Raw genomic sequence first — 23,080 nt, forward strand, 5'->3', positions numbered from 1 at the left:
AAAACGGGCCCGAAGGCCCGTTCTGCATTCCATCAAAATCCAAACCGATTACTTCGGCCCGATCATGTTCTCCGGGCGCACATACTGGTCGAACTCCTCGTTGGTGAGGTATCCGCCGCCAACGGCCTCGTCGCGCAGCGTCGTGCCGTTCTTGTGCGCGGTCTTGGCGATCTTGGCGCAGATGTCGTAGCCGAGCTTGCCGTTCAGCGCCGTCACCAGCATCAGCGAGTTTTCGACGCCCTTTTTGATGTTGTCTTCGCGGGCCTCGATGCCGACGACGCAATTGTCGGTGAAGGAGACGGCGGCGTCGCCCAGAAGCTGGACCGACTGCAGGAAGTTGTAGGCCATCATCGGGTTATAGACGTTGAGCTCGAAGTGACCCTGCGAACCGGCGAAGGACAGTGCTGCATTGTTGCCGAAGATGTGGGCGCAAACCTGCGTCAGCGCTTCCGACTGGGTGGGGTTGACCTTGCCAGGCATGATCGACGAGCCGGGCTCGTTTTCTGGCAGCGAGAGTTCGCCGAGACCGGCGCGCGGGCCGGAGCCGAGGAAGCGGATGTCGTTGGCGATCTTGAAGAGCGCAGCCGCAGCCGCATTGATCGCGCCATGGGAGAAGACCATGGAATCATGCGAGGCGAGCGCTTCGAACTTGTTCGGCGCGGTGACGAAGGGCAGGCCGGTGATCTTGGAAATTTCCTCTGCGACCTTTTCGGCAAAACCAACCGGAGCATTGAGGCCCGTGCCGACGGCGGTGCCGCCCTGGGCGAGCTTGGAAAGCGCGGGCAGGGTGGTTTCGATGTTGGCGATGGCGGAGGCGACCTGCGCGGCGTAACCGGAGAATTCCTGGCCGAGCGTCAGCGGCGTTGCATCCTGCGTGTGGGTGCGGCCGATCTTGATGATCTTCTCAAACTGCTTGACCTTGGCTTCCAACGCCTTGTGCAGGTGCTTGAGGCTCGGCAGCAAGTGATGAACGATCTCTTCCACGCAGGCGATATGCATCGCAGTGGGGTAGGTGTCGTTCGAGGACTGGCTCATGTTGACGTGGTCGTTGGGGTGCACGGGCTTCTTGGTGCCCATTTCGCCGCCGAGCATTTCGATTGCGCGGTTGGAAATCACCTCATTGGCGTTCATGTTGGACTGGGTGCCGGAGCCGGTCTGCCAGACGACGAGCGGAAAATGCTCGGTCAGCTTGCCGTCGATCACTTCCTGCGCGGCGGCGATGATGGCGTCACCGATCTTCGGGTCGAGGCCGGCAAGCGCCATATTGGCGCGGGCTGCGGCCTGCTTGACGATGCCGAGCGCGCGAACGACAGAGGCGGGCTGCTTTTCCCAGCCGATCTTGAAGTTGCCGAGCGAGCGCTGCGCCTGGGCGCCCCAATAGCGATCGGCCTGAACTTCAATGGGTCCAAATGTATCGGTTTCCGTCCGTGTGGCTGTCATCAATCTTGCCTTTTTCCTCGTTTTCCTCCGCCAAAACGGCGCCTTCGCCCGCCTTGCGCGGCCGATATATAGAATCATCGCGCCGGCAATGAAAGCGCTGCAATGCGGCGCAAGCAGATATTTCCCGCCGCGCAAAAGCGATTTCGCCGTATGGCGCGGCGCGGGGCGAAAAAGGTGCCGGCGTGTCATTTTTACTACGACGCGAAATGGCCGGCGAACCGGGCTTTCCGGGGTGCCGTGATGAGCTGATGGGGCAGGGCAAAGTGAATGAAATAAATAGAAATTTAACCATTCTCGCCAATTCTGGAAATTACGTTTTTATGGCTTTGGCTGTATTATAAGGTTCATTTCGGCACGGTTGTGGGCTTTTTCGCGTTTTCTTTTCAACTGGCCGTCTATCGGCTAGACAGGCATGAAACTGATGCCCGCCTTTTGCTGGCGGTGCTGGGTGCTACGAGGATCAAATTGCAAGTCACATCTGGAAAAACATCGGCAGCACTGGTGCTGGCTCTCGGTCTTTCCGTTTCCACCGCTCTTCCCGGCAGTGCCGGGGCGGTAACGTTGATGGACCTCCTGCGCGGTGGCCCCGGTAAGATCGCGCGGGATCGCGGCGAGTTGCCGCCGGCCGGCATCGTCACCTCACCCTCCGGATCGAGTGCGGGCCAAAGCGCCGATGCTTCCGATCCCGAGCCATTGCCGCGTGTTTCAGGCCCGCGCTATTACAACTACAAGGCGGATTCGGCCCGTGCGGTAAACACGGCGAATTTCGGTGAAGGCCTTGCCAATCTGAAGTTCAGCGCCACCCCTGAGATCGCCAAGGCACTGGAGGCCTATTACGGCGCCGGCGGCAAGACGCTGTGGGTTTCGGAAGGCGAGCTGACCGCGCGCGCCAACGCTGTCATCGCCTTTCTCGAGACGGTCGATGAAAGCGGCCTCGATCCGGCCGATTACAGCATTTCGCCACCGGCAAAGGATGTGACGGCCAGCATCACCAATGCTTCCGGCGCGGCTGCAACCGCTACGACGGTGGAGATGGCCTCGGCGCCCGTGTCCGACGCCTATCAGCGGGCCCAGATGCAGTTCGAGCTGGCGCTTTCCGCCAAGGTTCTGGCCTATGTTCAGGATACGACCCGCGGCCGTGTCGATCCGAACCGGCTTTCCGGCTATCACGATTTCAAGCGCAAGACGGTGAACCTCGCACCGGTGCTGAAGCTTGCCGGCCTGAGCCCCGATGTTGCCGCGTATCTGCGCAGCCGTGAACCGTCGAGCGCCGAATATCTGGCGCTGAAGGCTGAACTTGCGCGCCTGCGCGACGAGGGCGATGCAGCGCATGTCGTCCGCGTTCCTGCCGATCTGTTGCTAAAGCCGGGCAATAGCAGCGCGGATATGGCCAATGTCGTCATGGCCATCGAACATCGCGCTTCGCCCGCCTTCAAGACCGAGCATGCGGCAATCATTTCCGCTTACCAGCAAACGCCGGACTATACGCCCGATCTCGTCGATCTGGTGAAGGCGTTCCAGAGCGAAAACGGCCTGAAGCCGGACGGCGTTATCGGCCGCGCGACCGTGCGCGCCATGGTCGGCGAAAGCAATGACGCGAAGATCGCCAAGGTACAGGTGGCCATGGAGCAGATCCGCTGGCTTCCGGCCGATCTCGGCCAGCGCTATGTCTTCATCAACCAGCCGGCGTTCATGGCCTACTACCACAATGACGGCGTGGAACAGTTCGGTATGAAGGTGGTCGTCGGCTCCAAGGCCAACCAGACCTATTTCTTTCAGGACCAGATCCAGACTGTCGAGTTCAACCCCTATTGGGGTGTGCCGCAGTCGATCATCGTCAACGAGATGCTGCCGAAGCTACGCCGCGATCCGTCCTATCTCGACCGGCTCGGTTACGAAGTGCAGGTGGGCGGCCGTGCGGTCTCTTCCACCAGCGTCAACTGGTATGGCTCCACCAACGCCGTTTCCGTGCGCCAGCCGCCGAGCAGCGACAATGCGTTGGGCGATCTGAAAATCCTGTTCCCCAATGCACATGCCATCTACATGCATGACACGCCTGCCAAGAGCTTCTTCAACCGCGACATGCGGGCGCTGAGCCACGGCTGTATCCGCCTCGTCGATCCGCGCCGCATGGCCGCCGCCGTTCTTGGCACCAGCGTCGACAAGGTCGGCGAGCAGATCGCGTCGGGCAAGAACCGCGCCGTTCAGGTGCCGGAGAAGATTCCGGTCTACGTGGCCTATTTCACCGCGTGGCCGGACAAGGACGGCAAGGTGCAGTTCTTTGACGATGTCTATGATCGTGACAGCTATGTGCAGAAGGCCTTTGCCGTGACGACCAAGGCGCGGGCTGCGTCGATCTGATCGGCATATCGTCAAGAGAAAAGCGCCGGAAACGGCGCTTTTTGTTTGATAAGGGCTGGATGAAGCGGCCCGGCCTCTCAGGCAGCCGCTTCGCCCTTCGCAACCAGTTCTTCGAACAGCGCCGGCGTCAATTCGGTGAAATCGTCGATCACCACATCCGGCTCCAGTTCAACCATCGGCACATCCGAATAACCGAAGGTGACGCCGATGGATGGCACGGCCGCGCGTCTGGCGGCGAGAATGTCGTTGATGCTGTCGCCGACCATGATCGAGCGCTGCGGGTCGCCGCCGGCCTTTTCGATGGTGCCGAGGATATGACGGGCATCGGGCTTGCGGAATTCAAACGTATCGCCGCAGGTGATGGCGGCGAAATATCGGCTGAGGCCCAGTTTTTCGAGCAGCGGTAACGCGAGGATTTCGGTCTTGTTGGTGCAGACGGCGAGCGTGATGCCCGCTTCGGAAAGTGCATCCAGCGCGCTGATAATGCCGGGATAGGGCTGGCTTTCGCCGGGCATTTCGCCGCGGTAATGCGTGATGAAGCGCTCATAAAGCGGATCGATCTCTGCTTCCGGCAGCTCCGTTTCGCGCAGCGCGAAGGCGCGCTTGATCATCACCCGCGCGCCCTGGCCGACGAGGTGGGTCAGATCGTCATAAGTGACGGGCGCAAGCCCGGCTGCGGCAATGGTGTGGTTGAGGCTTGAGACCAGATCGGCGGCGGTGTCGACCAGCGTGCCGTCGAGATCGAAAATGGCGAGCGGGGAGAGCGGGCGGGATGTCACGGGAACTGGCCTCTTGCAGAATGCGGGTGCTGAGCGATCGATGCTTTCATTCCCGCCAAGCCTAGGCAAACGGGCCTGTCTTTGCAACCGCGTCACAACGTTCTGTTCGTTGCCTTGAAAAAGGCTTTCGTTTGGCTTTCGACCCGTGTAAACAGCACGGCGACGATAAAGCTACCGGAGTTTCAGGCACATGGATGCCCGCCAGATGAAGATCAAGGCCGCCGAGGCCGCATTGTCCCATGTACAGGATGGGATGCGGCTCGGTATCGGTACGGGCTCGACGGCCGAGGAATTCGTCAGGCTTTTGGCCGAGAAGGTCGCGGCTGGGCTCAAGGTCGAGGGCGTGCCGACATCCGAGCGCACCGCGCGCCTGTGCGTCGAGCTTGGCGTGCCGCTGAAATCGCTGGATGAATTGCCGGAACTGGATTTGACCATCGACGGTGCGGATGAGGTCGATCATGCGCTGCGCCTCGTCAAGGGCGGCGGCGGCGCGCTTCTGCGCGAAAAGATCGTTGCGGCGGCATCCGCCCGCATGATTGTGATCGCCGACCAGAGCAAGGTGGTGGAGACGCTGGGCGCTTTTCCGCTTCCCATCGAAATCAACCCTTTCGGCCAGGTGGCGACGCGTATCGCCATCGAAAAACTGGCGTCGCGTTCCGGGCTTTCCGGCACGCTTGCGCTGCGCTCTTCCGGCGACGGCGCCTTCATGACCGATGGCGGGCACCTTATCCTCGACGCATCTTTTGGCCGTATTCCTGATGCAGAAGCGCTAGCACGCGAGCTGAACACGATTCCCGGTGTCGTCGAGCACGGACTTTTCATAAATTTGGCATCGCTTGCCATTATCGCGGGTCCTGAAGGCGCCCGCGTGATGCAGGCAGTATAACAGGAGCGAGATTTTCATGGTCAAACTAGCGGGACTGGGCAAAGCTGCCGCTGCTTCGATCCTCATTTCCGGCATCGCGTTCGGTACTGCCGCACGCGCCCAGGAAATTTCGGAAGCGCATATCGCCGCCGCACGGCAGGCGATCACTTCTCTTGGTGTTACCGACCGTTTCGATGACATTCTGCCGGGTCTGGCGGAGCGTCTGAAGGCCGAACTCATTCAGGCTTCGCCGAACGTTCAGGATGCGATCACCGAGACTGTTGACGCGAAGGCTCTCGAGCTTGCGCCGCGCCGCGCCGATCTGGAGCGCGAAGCAGCGCTCACCTATGCGCGCGCCTTCACCGTTGAAGAGCTGAACGCCATTTCCACCTTCTACAGCAGTGAAGCCGGCAAGAAGCTCCTGAAGGACGGCCCGATCGCCACGCGCGAACTGATGAAGGCCGCCGATATCTGGGCCGCCGGCATCAACCGCGACCTCAACGCTTCCAGCATGTCGGAACTGCAGAAGGTTGCCGGCGCCGATCTGAAGCCGCTTCCGGCCGATCAGAACGCCACGGGCGGCGCTCCGGCGGCTCCCAAGCCCTGATTGGGTGAACGGACAATTCAGAAATATTCAAAGCCCGGCCGCAAGACCGGGCTTTTCATTTGTGCGTCGCAGCACCTATATGTGGCGTGAATGCGCCGCCGCCCGTCTCGAGGCTGAGGACGGCGGTTTTGATCAGGGGTTTTGACTATGACAGCTTATGACTACGATCTTTTCGTCATCGGTGGCGGTTCCGGCGGCGTGCGCAGCGGCCGCGTGGCGGCCTCGCTCGGCAAGCGCGTGGCGATCGCCGAGGAATATCGCTATGGCGGAACCTGCGTCATCCGCGGCTGCGTGCCGAAGAAGCTGTTCGTTTATGCCTCGCAATTTCCGGAGCATTTCGAGGACTCGGAAGGATTTGGCTGGAGCGTCGGCGAGCGCAGCTTCGACTGGAAGAAGCTTATCGCTGCCAAGGACAAGGAAATCACCCGTCTCGAGGGGCTCTACCGCAAGGGTCTGGAAAACGCCAAGGCCGATATTTTCGACAGCCGTGCGGAATTGGTCGACGCCCATACCGTGAAGCTGACAAAAACCGGCGAGACCTTCACCGCCGAGCGTATCGTGATCGCTGTCGGCGGCACGCCGAACGAGCACAAGGCGCTGCCTGGCCATGAGCTGACGATCTCCTCCAACGAGGCCTTCGATCTGGAAGAACTGCCGAAATCGATCCTGATTGCCGGCGGCGGTTATATCGCTGTCGAGTTCGCCAATATCTTCCATGGGCTCGGCGTTGAAACGACACTGATTTACCGCGGCAAGGAAATCCTCTCGCGGTTCGATCACGACATGCGCAAGGGTCTGCATGAGGCGATGGAGGCCAAGGGCATCCGCATCATTCTCGAAGACATCATCGAGGAAGTCAGCAAGGATGGTGCGGGCGGTTTCGTGGCGCGCACCAAACAGGGTAGCTCGCTGCATGTCGGTCTGGTGATGCTGGCGCTCGGGCGAGATCCGAACACCAAGGGCCTCGGTCTCGAAAACGCCGGTGTGAAGCTGGATGCGCGGGGCGCGATCATCGTTGATGATTACTCGCGCACCAACGTGCCTGGTATCTTCGCGCTGGGCGACGTCACCGACCGGGTACAACTGACGCCGGTGGCGATCCACGAGGCCATGTGCTTCATCGAGACCGAATACAAGAACAACCCCACGAAGCCGGATCACGAGCTGATCGCAACGGCGGTGTTCTCGCAGCCGGAGATCGGCACCGTCGGTCTTTCGGAAGAGGAAGCGGGCAAGAAATATCCGGAACTGGAAGTTTATCGCGCACAGTTCCGGCCGATGAAGGCGACGTTGTCCGGCCGTCAGGAAAAGACGATCATGAAGCTGATCGTCAATGCTAGCGACCGTAAAGTCGTCGGCGCGCATATTCTCGGCCATGAGGCGGGAGAGATGGCGCAGCTTCTCGGCATCACGCTGAAAGCCGGCTGCACCAAGGATGATTTCGACCGCACCATGGCGGTTCATCCGACAGCGTCCGAGGAACTGGTGACGATGTATTCGCCGAGCTACCGCGTGGTGAATGGCGAGCGTGTTTAACGCCGGTACAGGCGTGATATAATCGCCGCCCCCATCAGCCTGCCGCCCTTTGAAAGCGAAGTTTTCGAATGGCGGCGGGGTTGTTAAATCGTTTGAATTGACTTTTGTGCGTCTGGAGCGCCCAAAACGGGCAGAATGAGCCTGTTAGCTCAGGGATCGGCTATGCAAAGCCGATGCTTGGAGCTATAAGCCGCTCAATTTTTCGAGGCGGCCGCGCGACGTCGCGCGGGCGAAAAAAGGGTTAAGAACATGGCACAGAATTGGACCCCCGGCAGCTGGCGGCAGAAACCGATCCAGCAGGTTCCCGAATATCCGGATGCGGCAGCGCTTGCGGCAACGGAAGCCACGCTTGCGACTTACCCGCCGTTGGTGTTTGCCGGCGAAGCCCGCCGCCTGAAGAAACAGCTCGCCAATGTGGCCGAAGGCAACGCTTTCCTGCTGCAGGGCGGCGATTGCGCTGAAAGCTTCCTCGAGCACGGTGCAGACAACATCCGCGACTTCTTCCGCGCGTTCCTGCAGATGGCCGTCGTGCTGACCTATGGCGCGCAGCTGCCCGTCGTGAAGGTCGGCCGCATTGCCGGTCAGTTCGCCAAGCCGCGCTCTTCCAATGTGGAAGTGCAGGATGGCGTTTCCCTGCCGTCCTACCGCGGTGACATCATCAACGGTATCGAATTCAACGAAGCCTCGCGCATTCCAAGCCCAGAGCGCCAGCTCGACGCCTATCGCCAGTCGGCGGCGACGCTGAACCTGTTGCGCGCTTTCGCGATGGGCGGTTATGCCAATCTCGAAAACGTTCACCAGTGGATGCTCGGCTTCATCAAGGACAGCCCGCAGGCGGATCGTTACCGCAAACTGGCCGACCGGATTTCCGAAACCATGGATTTCATGAAGGCGATCGGCATTAGCGCTGACAGCAATCCAAGCCTGCGCGAGACCGACTTCTTCACCAGCCATGAAGCGCTGCTTCTCGGTTACGAAGAGGCGCTTACCCGTGTCGATTCAACGTCCGGCGACTGGTACGCGACCTCTGGACACATGCTTTGGATCGGCGACCGCACACGTCAGCTCGACCATGCGCATGTGGAATATTTCCGCGGCATCAAGAACCCGATCGGTCTGAAATGCGGTCCGTCGCTGACGCCTGACAATCTGATCGAACTGATCGACGCGCTGAACCCGGCGAACGAGGCCGGCCGCCTGACGCTGATTTGCCGTTTCGGCCATGACAAGGTGGCGGACAGCCTGCCGAAGCTCATCCGTGCGGTGGAGAAGGAGGGCCGCAAGGTCGTGTGGTCCTGCGATCCGATGCATGGCAACACCATCACGCTCAATCACTACAAGACGCGTCCGTTCGAGCGGATCCTTTCGGAAGTCGAAAGCTTCTTCCAGATCCATCGCGCCGAAGGCACACATCCGGGCGGCATCCACATCGAGATGACCGGCAAGGACGTGACGGAATGCACCGGTGGTGCGCGCGCCGTGACGGCGGATTCGCTGTCCGACCGTTACCACACCCATTGCGACCCGCGCCTCAACGCCGATCAGGCGCTGGAACTGGCATTCCTGCTATCCGAGCGCATGAAGAGCGGCCGCGACGAGAAGCGTCTGGCGATTGCCAACGCCTGATCCAGGCAATGAGCGCATAAAACAAAAAAGCCGCCGGGAGACCATCCGGCGGCATTTTCGTGCGTGGTGCCAGATTACTGAACCAACGCGGGCTGCTGGCAGCGGACATCGGTCACCCGGACATCCGCTTCGCCGATCTTGACGCCGAGAACCAGAAGCACATTGTAGAGCAGTTGATCGACCGGCGCTGTGACCGTCGCCAGCGTGTTGGCCAGCGCCGACTGGATGACCGCGAGGCCCCCCAGATCAAGGTTGATGAAAAAAAGCCTGATATCGAGGTTTAGGTTCTTCAACAGCGAACTGACCAGCGTCGTGACGGTGTCTTTGGTCGACACGCTCTTGATCTTGGCCTGTGTAATATCCGACTGGGTGAAGGTTAGCTTCGTCTTTGTCATATTGGTGGCATTGATGAGGGCGCTGCCGTTAATGGCAAGCAGTGCCGAATCCACGATGGCTGCCTTGGTCACGCGCGGATCCCTGCCGAAATTGGCAAAGGCCGAGGTATCGACATTGCCGAGTGCGATTTCCGCAACGCCGGGAACGACTTCCACGTCCACCGTGCCCTGTCCGCCGCCGGTGCATCTGATATCGGCGAGCCGGGCTTCGGCATGGGCGACTTCCACATAAAGCGGGAGATTGACCTTGAGACCGGCAATGGCCTGCAGGCCATCGACCACGACATTGACCGCAAGCCGGGTCTGCGCGGTGCGCACGATGGTGCCCTGACCACCGACGGCGAGCGATGGCGTTTCGACGGGCGGTTCACCGATGGCAAGCGTTGCCTTGACCGAGGCGAGGCCGAGAAGATTGGCGTTGAGATTAAGGCCCAGCTGGTTGCCGCCATTGCCCGCTACGGCGGCGGCGTTGATGAGATCGAAGACGCCGGCGGTGACCTTGAGGTTTTCACCCGTGCCGATCAGCTTGTCGGAGAAGGGGCCGAGATTGAGGATTTCTTCGAGCTTGATCTTGACGTTGCTCTTGTTGACCGCTTTTTGCAGCGTATTCAAAATGTTGACGACCGCCGGCTGCAGGCCGGAGGTTTTCGTCAGCACGTCGAGGAATTTGCCGTAGCTGATTTCCGTCTGCAACACATCCTTATAGGTGCCGGCGGTGAGGTTGAGATCGATGGCCAGCGCCTCAACGATCTTCAGCGCATTGACATCGGCGGCGAGAAGCGCCTGGTAATCCATGACCTTCAACGACACCGTGGTGCCGAGCAGGCCGCCGAGCAGGCTGTTGAGAATTCCCTCATCAAGGCTCGCCAGCCGCGATCCCACTGAAAATGCCGCGATCTTCTGCGCTGAGGCCGTTCCAACCGCCGAAACCTTCGGGGGCGTGGTGAAGGCGGAAGCGAAGAATATCTGCCCCTGTTCGACGATGTTCACCTTGATCGCATTGGTGGGCAGGGCGTTATCGACGAAACGCTGGCCGACCGGGACTGTCGCATCCGGCTCGTAGTGCCCCTTGATGACTTCGGCATAACCCTTGCTGTTGGCGAATTCATTCTGGGGATCGAAGGGTTGCAGGCCCTTTTCGGTCAAAAGACCCTTGTCGGTCTTGACGCCGAGATCCATGCCGTTGAGGGCGAAATATTGCTGGACCGCCTTTTCGGCGTCCGTGGCGTTGGCTGCCGCCGATATGGCCGCGAGATCGGCGGTTTGCTGCAATTGCCGTTTCTGCAATGTCAGATAACCGTAATCGACACCGAGCGCCAATATGCCAATGAAAAGCGGTGCGGTGAGCCCCGCCGAAATGGCGATATTGCCCGTTCTATCTTTCAGGAAGCGCGGAAGCAGTGAATGAATATCTCGCATGTCATACTCCTCCGATCCGGATGGTGGAAAAACGCCGGATGACCGGTTCGGGCAGGGTGTAGCTGTAGAGGCTCCAGATCGGCAGATCGCGGGCGTCATATTCAACCTTCACCGTAAACTGGTTGGCATTGGCGGGATCGGTGGCGACATCGACGGTGAAGCGGCTCTTGTCCATGAAGGCGTAACTGAGGTCGCTTTTTGTGACGAAATCCCGGGCAAGCTGCTGGCGCTCGGTCGTATTGAGGCCGGCAACCGCCGTCCGCGCCGCGTCGGCGGCGATCTGCTGCACTGAATAGGCCGCCATAAGATAAATGCCATAGGCGATCATGGTGAGCAGGACGAGAAAGAATATCGGTGCGACGATGGCGAACTCGACAGCAGACGATCCGGATCTATCGCGAAAGAAACGCACTCCATTAAACATAAAGCACCCCCGTTCCTTTTGGCATCAAGGTTCGATGCCTTGATTTATTATTTTCGGAAATGCTAATTTATAGGTGTTAATTTTGTGTTGATGTCGCCTCTATGGGTTGCAGCTCGCGTTAAACTTTCGCGTTTTCTTCAGATCAACCGAAGGCCTTTGAAGCTGGCGTGGCCGTCCTTGCCGATGATGATGTGGTCGTGGACGGTGATGCCGAGCGGCTTTGCCGTATCGACGATGGTCTTGGTCATCTCGATATCCGCGCGCGAAGGGGTCGGGTCTCCGCTTGGGTGATTATGTATTAAAATCAAAGCAGTAGATGAAAGCTCAAGGGCGCGGCGCACCACTTCGCGCGGGTAGACCGGTGTGTGATCCACGGTTCCTTGACCCTGCACCTCATCGGCGATCAGGACGTTGCGCTTGTCGAGGAACAGGACGCGGAACTGTTCGCGCGTTTCATGGGCCATGGCGGCGTGGCAATAATCGATGACCGAGGACCAGGAGCTAAGCACCTGCTTGTTGCGGATCTCGCTTTTCAGCATACGCTGGGAAACGGAGGCGACGAGCTTCAGATCGAGCGCCACGGTTTCGCCCACGCCCTTCACCTCCTGCAACAACGGCAAGGGCGCGCCGAGCACGCCGCCAAGCGTTCCGAAACGGGCGATCAGGGCCTTGGCAATGGGTTTGGTATCGCGCCTCGGGATCAGCCGGAAGAGAAGAAGCTCCAGCAATTCGTAATCGGCAAGGGCTGTGTCACCGCCATCGCGATAACGCGCGCGCAGCCGCTCGCGATGTCCGTGATAGTGGGCGGCATCGGTTTCTTGTTCGACGATGGCTGCCGGCCTTTTCGCGCCGCTTCGCGGTTCGGCAAAAAAGCCGCGCTCATCCGTCTCGCCGAACAGATCGCCTTCGCCCGCCTGAAAGCCGGGAGTTTTGGAAAGATCGGCGGAAGGCGGGGCGGGGCGTTTTGCCATGGGCGGGTCTGGCCTTATGCGGGAGGAAGCGGCGGCAAGCCCGGACGATCAAAACCACCCGGTGACAGCGTGAAGATTTCGCAGCCGGTGGCCGTGACGCCGACAGCATGTTCATATTGCGCGGAGAGGGAACGGTCACGCGTCACCGCGGTCCAGCCGTCCGAAAGCACCTTCACATGCGGTTTGCCGAGATTGATCATTGGCTCGATGGTGAAGATCATGCCTTCGCGGATTTCCGGCCCTTCTTCCGGCTGGCCGTAATGCAGGATGTTGGGCGTATCGTGGAACAGGCGTCCGACGCCATGGCCGCAGAAATCACGCACGACAGAGCAGCGCTCCGCTTCCGCATAGGCCTGGATGGCCGCGCCGATGGCGCCGGTGCGCGCACCGGGCTTTACAGCCGCGATACCGCGCATCAGGCATTCATAGGTCACTTCCATCAGGCGTTCTGCCGCACGCTTGATCTGGCCGACCGGATACATGCGGCTCGAATCGCCATGCCAGCCATCAAGCACATAGGTCACGTCGATATTGACGATGTCGCCCTCACGCAGCGGCTTTTCATCCGGAATGCCGTGGCAGACGACGTGGTTGATCGAGGTGCAGACGGATTTCGTATAACCGCGATAATTCAGCGTCGCCGGCAGCGCACCGTGGTCGGCGCCGAATTCGAAGACGAAACGGTCGATGGCGTCGGTCGTCACACCCGGCTTGACGATGGCCGCCAGTTCATCGAGGCAGCGGGCCGTCAACTGGCACGCCTTGCGCATCCCGTCGAAATCCTCAGGCGTATAGAGGCGGATGACGCCGGTATTCTTGAGGGGGGCGGAGGCTGCGTCGATATAGGTGACCATCATAGTGCTTTCTGTGTCTTTACGTTCCTGTTCATAAAACAGCCGGACGCCATTCGTCCATCTTAACCGTTCCGCTGACCGAAATTTGTGAGGGCGAGACCGTGCATTTCACCGCATAGGCCTCCACGCCGCGCACTATTGCCCGCTGAAACGCCAGCGCATAAACGGGATCGAGATCGTCGCAGATGCGCATCCGGTCGCAATCGTCGCGCTGGATGAGATAGAGCATCACCGAACGGTAACCTGCTTCCGCTGCGTCACCCAGCTCGTCCAGGTGCTTGGCACCGCGTTTGGTGGCGGTATCGGGAAATTCGGCGAGGCCTTGCTCGCGCATGAAATGCACGTTCTTGACTTCCACATAGGCATCCGGACGGCCGGGTTCGGATAGGAGAAAATCGATGCGGGAATTGCGGCCGTATTTCTGTTCGCGCCGGATCGTCGAATAGCCGGCAAGTTCGGGGATTCGGCCGTTCAGGATCGCCTCTTCCGTCAGCCGGTTCGGCATGCCGGTATTGATGCCGACCGTAGTGCCATCGGCCTCGACCATTTCCAGCATGTGCCGGTACTTGCGCGTGGGGCTGTCATGTTCGGACAGCCATATGCGGGAGCCCGGTGTCGTCAGCCCGCGCATGGAGCCGGTATTGGGGCAGGAGCCGGTGATCGCCGTGCCGTCTTCCAGAACGGCATCGAAGAGGAAACGCTTGTAGCGGGAAATCAGTGTGGCGGGAATGAGCGGAGGCGTGAAGAACATGGGGCCTGAAAAATGAGAGTGGTGGTGAGATCAGGAAAGGACGTAGGTTCCCGGCGCATCGCCGAGCGCCGGGCGCTTGCCGTCTCCAGGCTTACGCGCCTTCACCTTCTCGGCGCTCTGGTTTTCGATCCAGTTCTGCCAGTGGACCCACCAGGAGCCCTTATGGGCGGTGGCGGCGGCCTGCCAGGCGTCGAAGTCTCCGGCCGGTGATGGGCCTGTCCAATATTGGTACTTTTCAAGCTGCGGCGGATTGATAACGCCTGCGATATGGCCGGATGCGCCGAGCACGAATTCGACCGGCCCGCCGAACAGCGCGGCCCCCGTGAAAACCGATTTCGCCGGCGCGATATGGTCGTCGCGGGTGGCGAGATCATAGACCGGGATTTTGATATCGCCGAGATTGATCCGCTTGCCGGCGACCCGCATCAGCCCACGGGCGAGATTGTTCTCGAGATAACAATTGCGCAGATAAAACGAGTGGCTGGCGGCGGTCACCCGGGTCGAATCGGAGTTCCAGTAGAGCAGATCGAAGGGCAGGGGCTCGGCGCCGCGCAGGTAGTTATCGACCACATAGGGCCAAATGAGATCGGAGGCGCGCAGCATGTTGAATACGGTCGCCATGATCGAGCCATCGAGATAACCGACCGCCTGCATGTGCTTGTCCAGCGCCGCCAGCTGGCCTTCATCGATGAAGACCTTGAGATCGCCGGCATGGGTGAAATCGGTCTGGGCGGCCAGTAGCGTGGCGCTGCGGATGCGCTCATCGCCTTGCTGCGCATGCAGCGCCAGCGCGGAGGATAAAAGCGTGCCGCCGACGCAATAACCGATGGCGTTGATGTCCTTTTCACCGGTCCGCTCCTCAATCGTGTCGAGCGCGAAATCGATACCTTCCCTGACGTAGTCGTCCCAGCCCTTGTCGGCGAGGCGCGCATCCGGGTTGATCCAGGAGACCATGAAGACGCTGTGGCCCTGTTCAAGGCACCAGCCGACGAAGGATTTCTGCGGGTTGAGATCGAGAATGTAGAATTTGTTGATCCAGGGCGGGACGATCAGCAGCGGCCGTTTGAAGACCTTTTCCGTCGTCGGGGCATAATGGATGATTTCGCAGAGCGGGCTTTTTGCCACCACCTTGCCTGGTGTGACGGCGATATTCTGGCCGATGACAAATTTGCTGTAGTCGGTCTGGCGCAGTTTCAGGTGACCGTTGCCGGCCGCGACATCCTCGGCCAGTTGCGCCATGCCCTTGACGAGGTTGGCACCGCTGGAGGCGACCGTTTCGCGGAAGACCTGCGGGTTGGTGAAGACGAAATTGGCCGGCGAAAGCGCCTCCGTCACCTGCCGCATGTAGAACAGCGCCTTGGTGCGGGTATGCTCATCCAGCCCATCGGCTTCCGTCACCATCCGGTCGGCGAAACCGACCGTGGTCTGGTAGGCTTTCAGCAGGAAATCGAAGAACGGATTGGTCTGCCAGTCGGCATCGGCAAAACGCTTGCTTCTGCGTTGTGCAGGCCCGCTTTCGGCCACATTTTCCGCGGGCGAATCGGCGTCGCCGGAAAATTGCGCCAGCGATTTCGTCCACAGATCGTAGTAGCTGGAGAGAAGATGGGTCTGCGCCTCGAGCGAGCGCTTCGGTTCGGCCATCCAATATTCGGCGACATCGGACAGCGTCTTGACCAGATCGGTCACAGGATCGGCGCTGGTTTGGGGGATGTCACCGCGTTCGCGCGGCGCCAGCCATTCTGAGGCGGCTTTGCCAAGATTTTCGAGCGCACGGGCGATGTTGATCGCGAAGGTTTCCGGGTCGCGGATCAGGTAGGCCTCGGCGGAACTGGCGTCGAAGCCGGGCGTTTTGCCGCCCTTTTTCTCACCGCCGCCGTCAACACCTGCCATGCGCCATCCTCCACCAAATTTGTGTTTGCACATTCTGCATGAAAACGAATACAAGTTCCACCAGCAAGGGGAGGCCGCAAAGGGCCGAACCGCAGTCGAATTCGATATCGGCGATATCCTTACAGGCGGAACATGACGATGGGCAAGCACATGGGGACATGGGGAACATATGCGGAAAATGCGGCAAGAATCGCTGTTCTTTCGCTCTCCGGCGTAATGCTCGCCGCCGCACTTGCCGCCTGCAAGGCTCCGGAGCCGATTGTCGCGCCCGCCCATATGCGCCGCCCGACGGCCGAAATCGTCGGCCCGCGCCCGGTCAGCGACACGGCGGTCAGCCAGAAGCGCAACACCGGCACCTATCCCACTTTCGCCCAGCCGCTGACGGCCGCCGGCACCCAGATGGGTGAGGATGAGGCTTCCACCATGGAAGCAAACCTCTCGCGTCTCGGCGCGGCGCGGAAAAACGGGCAGATTTCCGAAGCTGAATATAATCGCCGGGTTGCCGAATTGCGGGCGCTCGCCGAAAACCAGAAGCCGGTTGCGACACCTGCTGCTTCGCAGTGAGATTATGCCGGGCATTTGACGCGGTTCGCTAGACTGCGCTTTAACGTCTTCACATCCCCCCAATGGAACGAACGATTGCCGCTTGTTTCTTCTCCCCGCCGGGGAGAAGGTCGCGGCAGCGGGATGAAGGGGCGAGGGTAGTGATAACCCGCGAGCTTGCCCCCTCATCCGACCCTTCGGGCCACCTTCTCCCCGGCGGGGAGAAGAAACTTGTGGCGATGCCGAGCCTTCCGTAAAGACATTAGACGGCGCGCGCCGTCCGGCAATCATAACCCCTTCTTTACCCTGCCTTTGAACTATCCGCTTACCCAAGATCTTAAGCGGATGGATGCGGTTTGCCAGCTATGATGCGGCCATAACAAACAGGCCGCTTAAAAAAAGCGGGGCACGGGGTGAAATATCATGAAATGCATCGCCGCTTTGCTGGTTCTTGCCGGTTTTGCGCTTGCACCCGCTCAGGCGCGGGCGCCGGACATCAATTTCGGAACACCTGTGCTTCAGGGCCGGTGAGAGGACGAATTCCGTCAGTCGTTGCCCGCGGCTTCGCTCAGCGCGTTGAGATGAGGCACGGTGATATGCCGGTTGTTCTCGATACGGATAATGCCTTCCTTGCGCAGCTTGGTCATTTGGCGGCTAACTGTTTCGATGGTGAGGCCAAGGAAATCGGCGATATCGGCGCGTGAGAGCGGCAGGTCGAAGCAGGATTTGTCGTCGTTTTCCGGGTCGATATGGGTGGCGATCAAATAAAGGAAGCTGGCAACCTTTTCCTGCGCCGATTTGCGCCCGAGCGTCAGCATCCAGTCGCGCGCCTCGTCCAGTTCCTTCAGGGACTGGTTGTGAAGCTTGCGTTCCATATCGGGCACTTCGGAAACCATGCGGTCGACGACGCGGCGCGGGAAGAGACAAATCTCCACATCGGTTGCGGCTTCCGCCGTCATCTTGCTTTCCGCCATGAACGGGCGGCCGAGAAAGTCCGGTGCAAATTGCAGGCCGACGATCTGCTGGCGGCCATCCGACATCATTTTCGACAGCTTCACCACGCCGTTCAAAATATTGCCGTAGGAGGTGACGAGTTCGCCCTGACCGAGAAGCTCATTGCCCGCTTCAAGTTTCTTGCGGCTGGAATGGCGGTTCAGTTCGCAAAGCTGTTGCGGCGTCAGGCTGCTGCAAAGCCCGCCATGGCGCGCCTCGCAGGAGCGACAAACGACAGGTTCTTCCGAATTGTGGATGGTCTTCTGCAGCGTGTCCATAAGCCTTTTCCAATGCTGGCTTTTTCAGGACGATTGCGACCGTAGGTGTCAAATCCGGTCTCATGCAAGGCTTTCGCCACGTAGCCGTCGCCCCCGCGTCTACTTTAGCAAGAACTTACGGCGCAATTTGATTGAAGTCAAAGTTGCAAACTGTCGCAGCCGCTACTGAGAGAGAGGAAATCGACATTTTCTTGATAAAAGGCAAATCGGGCGATGAATACCGAACTTCTTCACAAATATTCGGGTGCAGTGCCACGTTACACGAGCTATCCGACCGCGCCGCATTTCCACGAGGGAATCGATAATTGCATCTATCGCCGCTGGCTCGGCGCGCTCGGTCACAGGAATCGCCTGTCGCTTTATCTGCATATTCCCTATTGCGACCGGCTGTGCTGGTTCTGCGCCTGCCACACCAAGCACACGCTGAAATACGAGCCGATTGCCGTTTATCTTGAAGCACTTAAACAGGAAATCGAAGCCGTCGGCGCGCTGGTTTCGCCGGATGCGGTGGTGAGTGCCGTGCATTTCGGCGGCGGCTCGCCCACCATGCTGAAACCGGAGGACATAAAGAGCCTGATGGACTGTCTGCGGCGTCATTTCACTTTCGGGCTCGCACCTGAAATCAGTGTCGAGATGGACCCCAACGATCTGGATGACAGCCGCTACGATGCGCTTGCCGCCATCGGCATGTCGCGGGCAAGCCTCGGGGTTCAGGACTTCGATGACAAAGTGCAAAAAACCATCAACCGCATCCAGTCTTTCGAACAGACGAAATCCGTCGTTGATGCGGTGCGGGCGAGGGGTGTTCACTCCGTCAATTGCGACATTCTTTATGGGTTGCCGTTCCAGACCTGCGAGACGCTGAAGAAGACCGTGGACCAGATCGTCTCGCTCGATCCCGACCGGGTGGCGCTTTTCGGTTATGCCCATGTGCCGTGGATGAAAAAACACCAGTCGCTGATCCCCGAACACGCGCTGCCCGACATTGCCGAGCGTTATCGCCAGATGACGATGGCGGGCGAAATGCTGAGGCAGGCCGGATACGGCGAAATCGGGATCGATCATTTCGCCAAGCCGGCGGACACCTTATGCCAGGCCGCCGAAGCGGGTGCGCTGCGCCGGAATTTCCAGGGCTATACGACCGACACGGCCGATGCGCTGATCGGGCTTGGTGCATCATCAATCGGTCGGTTGCCGCAGGGCTATGTGCAGAACATGGTGGCGACGGGCGAATATCAGCGCATGGTGGGCGAGGGCGGCCTTGCCGTCGTGAAGGGTATAGAGTTATCGCGGGATGATCATCTGCGCTCGCATGTCATTGAGCGGCTGATGTGCGATTTTTCTGTCGATCTTTCGGACTTGCAGCATCGTTTCGGGAAGGTGAGCCATTCCGTGAGAGCCCAGGCGCAACAGTTTGCCGCAGGCGACAGGGATGGCGTGGTGCGTCTGCATGCGGATGTTTTTGCCGTAACAGAGGTTGGAAAGCCGTTCGTGCGTAACATCGCGGCAATCTTCGACACCTATCTCGGTAACGGACGTGGCCGTCATTCGGTTGCTGTTTAGGCAACAGTTTTGGGGCAAATTTCAAAGTTACGTCACGAAACCATTGGCTTTTTTGTGTGACTTGCCTATGTGGTGCGTCAGAAAGAATAATTCATACGAACGACAATAAGGATTATGGGCGTGACAGCTACATTCGACAAGGTTGCCGACATTATCGCCGAAACCAGCGAAATCGACCGCGAAACCATTACGCCGGAGAGCCACACGATCGACGATCTGGGCATCGACAGCCTCGACTTTCTCGATATCGTTTTCGCTATCGACAAGGAATTCGGCATCAAGATTCCGCTCGAGCAGTGGACGCAGGAAGTCAACGAAGGCAAGGTTTCCACCGAAGAATATTTCGTGCTGAAGAACCTCTGCGCCAAGATCGACGAATTGCGCGCAGCCAAGGGCTGAGACGACAATGCCCGCGTCAAGCGGGCATTTCTTTTTTAAGCTCGCCGTCATGGCGGGTTAAACCGACCAGAGACGGGCCGGACGGATGCTGCTTGAATATTTTCAGATGATCGACAGGGTCGAAGCCGTGGACATGGCGACGCGCACATTGAAGGCGCGGTCCGTCGTTCCCGACAAGAGCCCTGTTTTCGAAGGCCACTTTCCCGGCATGCCGCTGGTTCCGGGTGTGCTCTTGATCGAGACGATGGCGCAGGCCTCCGGCATGATGGTTCTGGCATTTTCCGATTTCGCGTCCATGCCGTTCCTGATGTCGGTCGATGGCGCCAAGATGCGCACCTTCGTGGAGCCCGGCGCTGTTCTTGATATCGAAGCGGTGCTGGAGCATGACGGTTCGGGCTTTGCCGTTACCAAGGCGAAGATCACCTCTGCCGGCAAGAAGGTCTGTGATGCGCAGCTGAAACTGCGTACCATGCCGTTCAGCGAAACTCCGCTTGGGCCTGTCGTCAAGAAGCGGGCCGAAGAAGTCGGCCTGATGGCGGCGATTGCCGCGGATGCGCAGAAATAAGCGCTCCCGCCCGTTTCAAAAGGGGAGCGTTTTTCCCGTCGGCCCGGTTTTGACACATGAAAATCGTGAGCTCGCGACGGTGGATCGGGCCTTCACCATTGCCAATCCGCATCGCGCGCTTTATTCCGCAACGCATGAAGTGGTTGTTCGCAACCGCTGTGGATAGCCGTGACCGTTTCGGCGGGGCCGGCTGCAAAGGATGACAGACGATGAAATCTGACAATGATGTGGTGATAACAGGGGTCGGCATCGTGACCTGTCACGGCGTTGGCAGCCAGGCGCATGTGGCGCTTCTTTCTGGAGCCGCCGCGCCGGCGACGATTGTCGAGACCGAAAAATTCAAGCCCTATCCGGTCCATCCCATGCCGGAGATCGACTGGTCGGCGCAGATCGCCAAGCGCGGCGACCAGCGCCAGATGGAAAACTGGCAGCGTCTCGGCGTTTTCGCCGCCGGTCTCGCACTCGACGATGCCGGGCTGAAGGAAGATGCCGAAGCCTGCGCCACCATGGACATGATCGTTGCCGCCGGTGGCGGCGAGCGCGACATCAATGTCGATACGCTGATCGTCGACGAAGCGCTGAAGCGCAACGACCGTGAAAAGCTGCTGAATGAAAAGCTGACGACGGAACTGCGTCCGACGCTGTTTCTCGCCCAGCTTTCCAACCTGATGGCCGGCAATATCTCCATCGTGCACAAGGTTACCGGGTCTTCCCGCACCTTCATGGGCGAAGAGGCGGCCGGCATTTCCGCGGTTGAAACCGCGTTTCATCGCATCCGTTCCGGCGAATCGAGCCACGCCCTTGTCGGCGGCGCCTTCTCGGCCGAACGTCCCGACATGATCCTGCTGTTCGAAGCCATCGGCGCGCATGCGCAGGGTGGCTGGCAGCCGCTTTGGTCGCGTGGCGACCAGGACGGCGGCGGCATGATTTCCGGTTCGCTCGGCGCCTTCCTCGTGCTGGAATCGCGCAAGCATGCCAGCGAGCGTGGCGCGCGCATCTATGCCCGCATCGACGCCATTGAGGGCGACCGCGGCAGCCGCGATGACGGCAAGATGGAAAAGCGCATGGAGCGGCTGCTTGCTCCCGCCAAGGACAGTGCGGCGACCGTCGTATTTTCCGGCGCGAGCGGTTATGACGAGGTGACGGTCCGCGAGAAGGACATTCTCGACAAGGTGCTGCCAAATTCGGTCATTCGTGGTTTCGGCGGTGTCACCGGTCATGGACTTGAGGCGCAGTTTCCGCTCGGGCTCGCTCTGGCGGCGCTGACGCTTGAAAGCGGTGCGAAGGTTCCTACCTTCGATGCGGCTGCGGAAAAGCCAATGGGCGAGGTGGCCACCGAGGCCGTTGTCACCACCGTTGGCCATGTGCGCGGCGAAGGTGTCGCCGTTCTGTCCCGCGACGTTTGAGGAGAAAAGACCATGGCTTCCAACTTCAGGGATCATCTCGGTCGTCCCATCGTCGCTGTCACCGGCATGGGCATTATCACCTCGCTCGGGCAGGGGCTTTCCGATAACTGGGCGGCGTTGACATCGGGCAAATCGGGCATTCACAAGATCACCCGTTTCCCGACGGAGGGGCTTTCGACCCGCATCAGCGGCACGGTGGATTTCATCGATATCCCGGTTCCGAATTCCGTCGAGCGTTCTTATGCCTTTGCGCGCGAAACCACCATCGAGGCGCTGGCGCAGGCCGGCATCTCCGGTGATTTCGATGGGCCGCTGTTTCTCGCAGCGCCGCCGATCGAGCCGGAGTGGAGCGCCCGTTTCGAGCTTGCCGACCGGTCTCCGCCGGCCGCCCAGCCGGGTGACGCCTATGAACGGTTCCTGACGGCGTTCCGCCAGCGTCCCGACCCGGCATTCCAGGAAGCTGCCCTGTTCGGCGCGATTTCCGAGCGCCTCTCCGACCGCTTTGGCACGCGCGGCCTGCCGGTCACGCTTTCCACCGCCTGCGCATCCGGCGCGACCGCGATCCAGCTCGGCGTCGAGGCGATCCGCCAGGGCCGTACCGAACGGGCGCTGACGGTTGCGACTGACGGTTCTGTCAGCGCCGAGGCACTGATCCGCTTTTCGCTGCTGTCAGCACTTTCGACCCAGAACGACCCGCCGGAAAAGGCCTCCAAGCCATTCAGCAAGGACCGCGATGGTTTCGTGATCGCCGAAGGTGCGGCAACGCTGGTGCTGGAATCGCTCGAAGCCGCCGTCGCTCGCGGCGCGAAGGTTCTCGGCATCATCAAGGGAGCCGGCGAAAAAGCTGACAGCTTCCACCGCACACGCTCGTCGCCCGACGGCGGTCCGGCGATTGCGACGATCCGTGCGGCACTGGCCGATGCGGGCGTGGCCGAAAGCGATATCGGCTATATCAACGCCCACGGCACTTCGACGCCTGAGAACGACAAGATGGAATACGGTTCGATGCTGGCCGTCTTCGGTGAAGGCCTGAAGAACATTCCGCTGTCCTCCAACAAGTCGATGATCGGCCATACGCTCACCGCCGCAGGTGCTGTTGAAGCCGTGTTCTCACTGCAGACCATGCTGACCGGCACCCTGCCGCCGACGATCAACTACAACAATCCCGATCCAACCATCACGCTCGACGTGGTGCCGAATGTGAAGCGGGATGCTGAGGTGGGCGCGGTTCTGTCCAACTCCTTCGGGTTTGGCGGGCAGAACGCAAGCCTTGTCATGACGCGGGAACCGGCTTAACCGGTTCCGTTACAACAGGGTCGTTTCCGAATGACTTGCGGAATCGCGCCCGTTTCTTTGATTTCGCATTCCAGCCGCAAAACCGTTACAGAGTTTTGCTGGAATGATTTTAGGTAACG

21 protein-coding genes are annotated in these 23,080 nt (G+C 59.9%); 11 read left to right on the forward strand and 10 right to left on the reverse strand.

The genetic code is table 11. From position 1 onward, the window contains the following. Positions 1 to 48: 48 nt before the first annotated feature. Positions 49 to 1,440, reverse strand: coding sequence for a class II fumarate hydratase (fumC, locus tag O9X91_RS12515; RefSeq protein WP_142912271.1), 1,392 nt, complete (start codon positions 1,438 to 1,440; stop codon positions 49 to 51). Continuing rightward, positions 1,397 to 1,732 carry a hypothetical protein gene (locus tag O9X91_RS12520; RefSeq protein ID WP_142912270.1) on the reverse strand — a complete coding sequence of 112 codons (336 nt, stop codon included), beginning with the start codon at positions 1,730 to 1,732 and terminating at the stop codon, positions 1,397 to 1,399. The genes fumC and O9X91_RS12520 overlap by 44 nt, the downstream gene beginning before the upstream one ends. A gap of 173 nt (positions 1,733 to 1,905) precedes the next feature. Between O9X91_RS12520 and O9X91_RS12525 the strand changes: the two genes are divergently transcribed. Beyond that, complete coding sequence (locus tag O9X91_RS12525) at positions 1,906 to 3,801, forward strand: L,D-transpeptidase family protein (protein ID WP_278002306.1); 1,896 nt, start codon at positions 1,906 to 1,908, stop codon at positions 3,799 to 3,801. A 77-nt stretch (positions 3,802 to 3,878) separates the two neighbouring features. Here the strand turns inward: O9X91_RS12525 and O9X91_RS12530 are convergent, their stop codons facing one another. Further along, entirely contained in the window at positions 3,879 to 4,580 is a 702-nt protein-coding gene (locus O9X91_RS12530; protein WP_142912269.1) for an HAD family hydrolase, read from the reverse strand. Between the two features lie 190 nt (positions 4,581 to 4,770). Here O9X91_RS12530 and rpiA point away from each other — a divergent pair, with 190 nt between their 5' ends. From rpiA to O9X91_RS12550, 4 genes are all read left to right on the forward strand, one after another. Continuing rightward, positions 4,771 to 5,466: a ribose-5-phosphate isomerase RpiA gene (gene rpiA / locus O9X91_RS12535; protein WP_077982216.1), complete on the forward strand. Its 696-nt coding sequence runs from the start codon at positions 4,771 to 4,773 to the stop codon at positions 5,464 to 5,466. Positions 5,467 to 5,482: 16 nt separating this feature from the next. Further along, on the forward strand, positions 5,483 to 6,052 hold the full coding sequence (locus O9X91_RS12540; protein WP_077982217.1) for a DUF2059 domain-containing protein: 570 nt from the start codon (positions 5,483 to 5,485) through the stop codon (positions 6,050 to 6,052). 147 nt (positions 6,053 to 6,199) lie between these two features. Then, positions 6,200 to 7,588 (forward strand): glutathione-disulfide reductase, encoded by a 1,389-nt coding sequence (gene gor / locus O9X91_RS12545; protein ID WP_077982218.1) that lies wholly within the window; start codon positions 6,200 to 6,202, stop codon positions 7,586 to 7,588. A gap of 249 nt (positions 7,589 to 7,837) precedes the next feature. Then, the gene (locus O9X91_RS12550) at positions 7,838 to 9,214 is read left to right on the forward strand and encodes a class II 3-deoxy-7-phosphoheptulonate synthase (RefSeq protein ID WP_077982219.1); all 1,377 of its coding nucleotides are present in this window, start codon (positions 7,838 to 7,840) and stop codon (positions 9,212 to 9,214) included. A 74-nt stretch (positions 9,215 to 9,288) separates the two neighbouring features. On the opposite strand, the gene O9X91_RS12555 is transcribed toward O9X91_RS12550, so the two are convergent. From O9X91_RS12555 to O9X91_RS12580, 6 genes are all read right to left on the reverse strand, one after another. Further along, positions 9,289 to 11,028 carry a TadG family pilus assembly protein gene (locus tag O9X91_RS12555; RefSeq protein ID WP_077982220.1) on the reverse strand — a complete coding sequence of 580 codons (1,740 nt, stop codon included), beginning with the start codon at positions 11,026 to 11,028 and terminating at the stop codon, positions 9,289 to 9,291. A gap of 1 nt (position 11,029) precedes the next feature. Continuing rightward, a complete protein-coding gene (locus O9X91_RS12560; protein WP_077982221.1) occupies positions 11,030 to 11,452 on the reverse strand; it encodes a TadE/TadG family type IV pilus assembly protein in 423 nt (140 codons plus the stop codon). Positions 11,453 to 11,589: 137 nt separating this feature from the next. Beyond that, positions 11,590 to 12,423: a RadC family protein gene (gene radC, locus O9X91_RS12565; protein WP_269824644.1), complete on the reverse strand. Its 834-nt coding sequence runs from the start codon at positions 12,421 to 12,423 to the stop codon at positions 11,590 to 11,592. Between the two features lie 14 nt (positions 12,424 to 12,437). Continuing rightward, complete coding sequence (map, locus tag O9X91_RS12570) at positions 12,438 to 13,277, reverse strand: type I methionyl aminopeptidase (protein WP_173989629.1); 840 nt, start codon at positions 13,275 to 13,277, stop codon at positions 12,438 to 12,440. Positions 13,278 to 13,308: 31 nt separating this feature from the next. Continuing rightward, the gene (gene sfsA, locus O9X91_RS12575; protein WP_077982224.1) at positions 13,309 to 14,028 is read right to left on the reverse strand and encodes a DNA/RNA nuclease SfsA; all 720 of its coding nucleotides are present in this window, start codon (positions 14,026 to 14,028) and stop codon (positions 13,309 to 13,311) included. 30 nt (positions 14,029 to 14,058) lie between these two features. Then, positions 14,059 to 15,918, reverse strand: a complete 1,860-nt coding sequence (locus O9X91_RS12580; protein WP_269833477.1) for a PHA/PHB synthase family protein — start codon at positions 15,916 to 15,918, stop codon at positions 14,059 to 14,061. Positions 15,919 to 16,056: 138 nt separating this feature from the next. Here O9X91_RS12580 and O9X91_RS12585 point away from each other — a divergent pair, with 138 nt between their 5' ends. Next, positions 16,057 to 16,482: a hypothetical protein gene (locus O9X91_RS12585; RefSeq protein ID WP_269825644.1), complete on the forward strand. Its 426-nt coding sequence runs from the start codon at positions 16,057 to 16,059 to the stop codon at positions 16,480 to 16,482. 524 nt (positions 16,483 to 17,006) lie between these two features. Here the strand turns inward: O9X91_RS12585 and fnrN are convergent. Next, a complete protein-coding gene (gene fnrN, locus O9X91_RS12590) occupies positions 17,007 to 17,732 on the reverse strand; it encodes a transcriptional regulator FnrN (RefSeq protein WP_077982228.1) in 726 nt (241 codons plus the stop codon). 213 nt (positions 17,733 to 17,945) lie between these two features. Here fnrN and hemN point away from each other — a divergent pair, with 213 nt between their 5' ends. The 5 genes from hemN (at position 17,946) to O9X91_RS12615 (ending at position 22,961) form a co-directional block, all read left to right on the forward strand. Continuing rightward, a complete protein-coding gene (gene hemN / locus O9X91_RS12595) occupies positions 17,946 to 19,295 on the forward strand; it encodes an oxygen-independent coproporphyrinogen III oxidase (protein WP_142912265.1) in 1,350 nt (449 codons plus the stop codon). Positions 19,296 to 19,409: 114 nt separating this feature from the next. Continuing rightward, on the forward strand, positions 19,410 to 19,694 hold the full coding sequence (locus O9X91_RS12600; RefSeq protein ID WP_003495848.1) for an acyl carrier protein: 285 nt from the start codon (positions 19,410 to 19,412) through the stop codon (positions 19,692 to 19,694). Positions 19,695 to 19,779: 85 nt separating this feature from the next. After that, positions 19,780 to 20,259: a 3-hydroxyacyl-ACP dehydratase FabZ family protein gene (locus O9X91_RS12605; RefSeq protein WP_269834311.1), complete on the forward strand. Its 480-nt coding sequence runs from the start codon at positions 19,780 to 19,782 to the stop codon at positions 20,257 to 20,259. 209 nt (positions 20,260 to 20,468) lie between these two features. After that, complete coding sequence (locus tag O9X91_RS12610; protein ID WP_142912264.1) at positions 20,469 to 21,665, forward strand: beta-ketoacyl-ACP synthase; 1,197 nt, start codon at positions 20,469 to 20,471, stop codon at positions 21,663 to 21,665. A gap of 12 nt (positions 21,666 to 21,677) precedes the next feature. After that, positions 21,678 to 22,961 carry a beta-ketoacyl-ACP synthase gene (locus O9X91_RS12615; RefSeq protein ID WP_142912263.1) on the forward strand — a complete coding sequence of 428 codons (1,284 nt, stop codon included), beginning with the start codon at positions 21,678 to 21,680 and terminating at the stop codon, positions 22,959 to 22,961. The last annotated feature ends 119 nt before the right edge of the window (positions 22,962 to 23,080 follow it).

Source organism: Agrobacterium salinitolerans (assembly GCF_027498475.1).
GTDB lineage: Bacteria > Pseudomonadota > Alphaproteobacteria > Rhizobiales > Rhizobiaceae > Agrobacterium > Agrobacterium salinitolerans.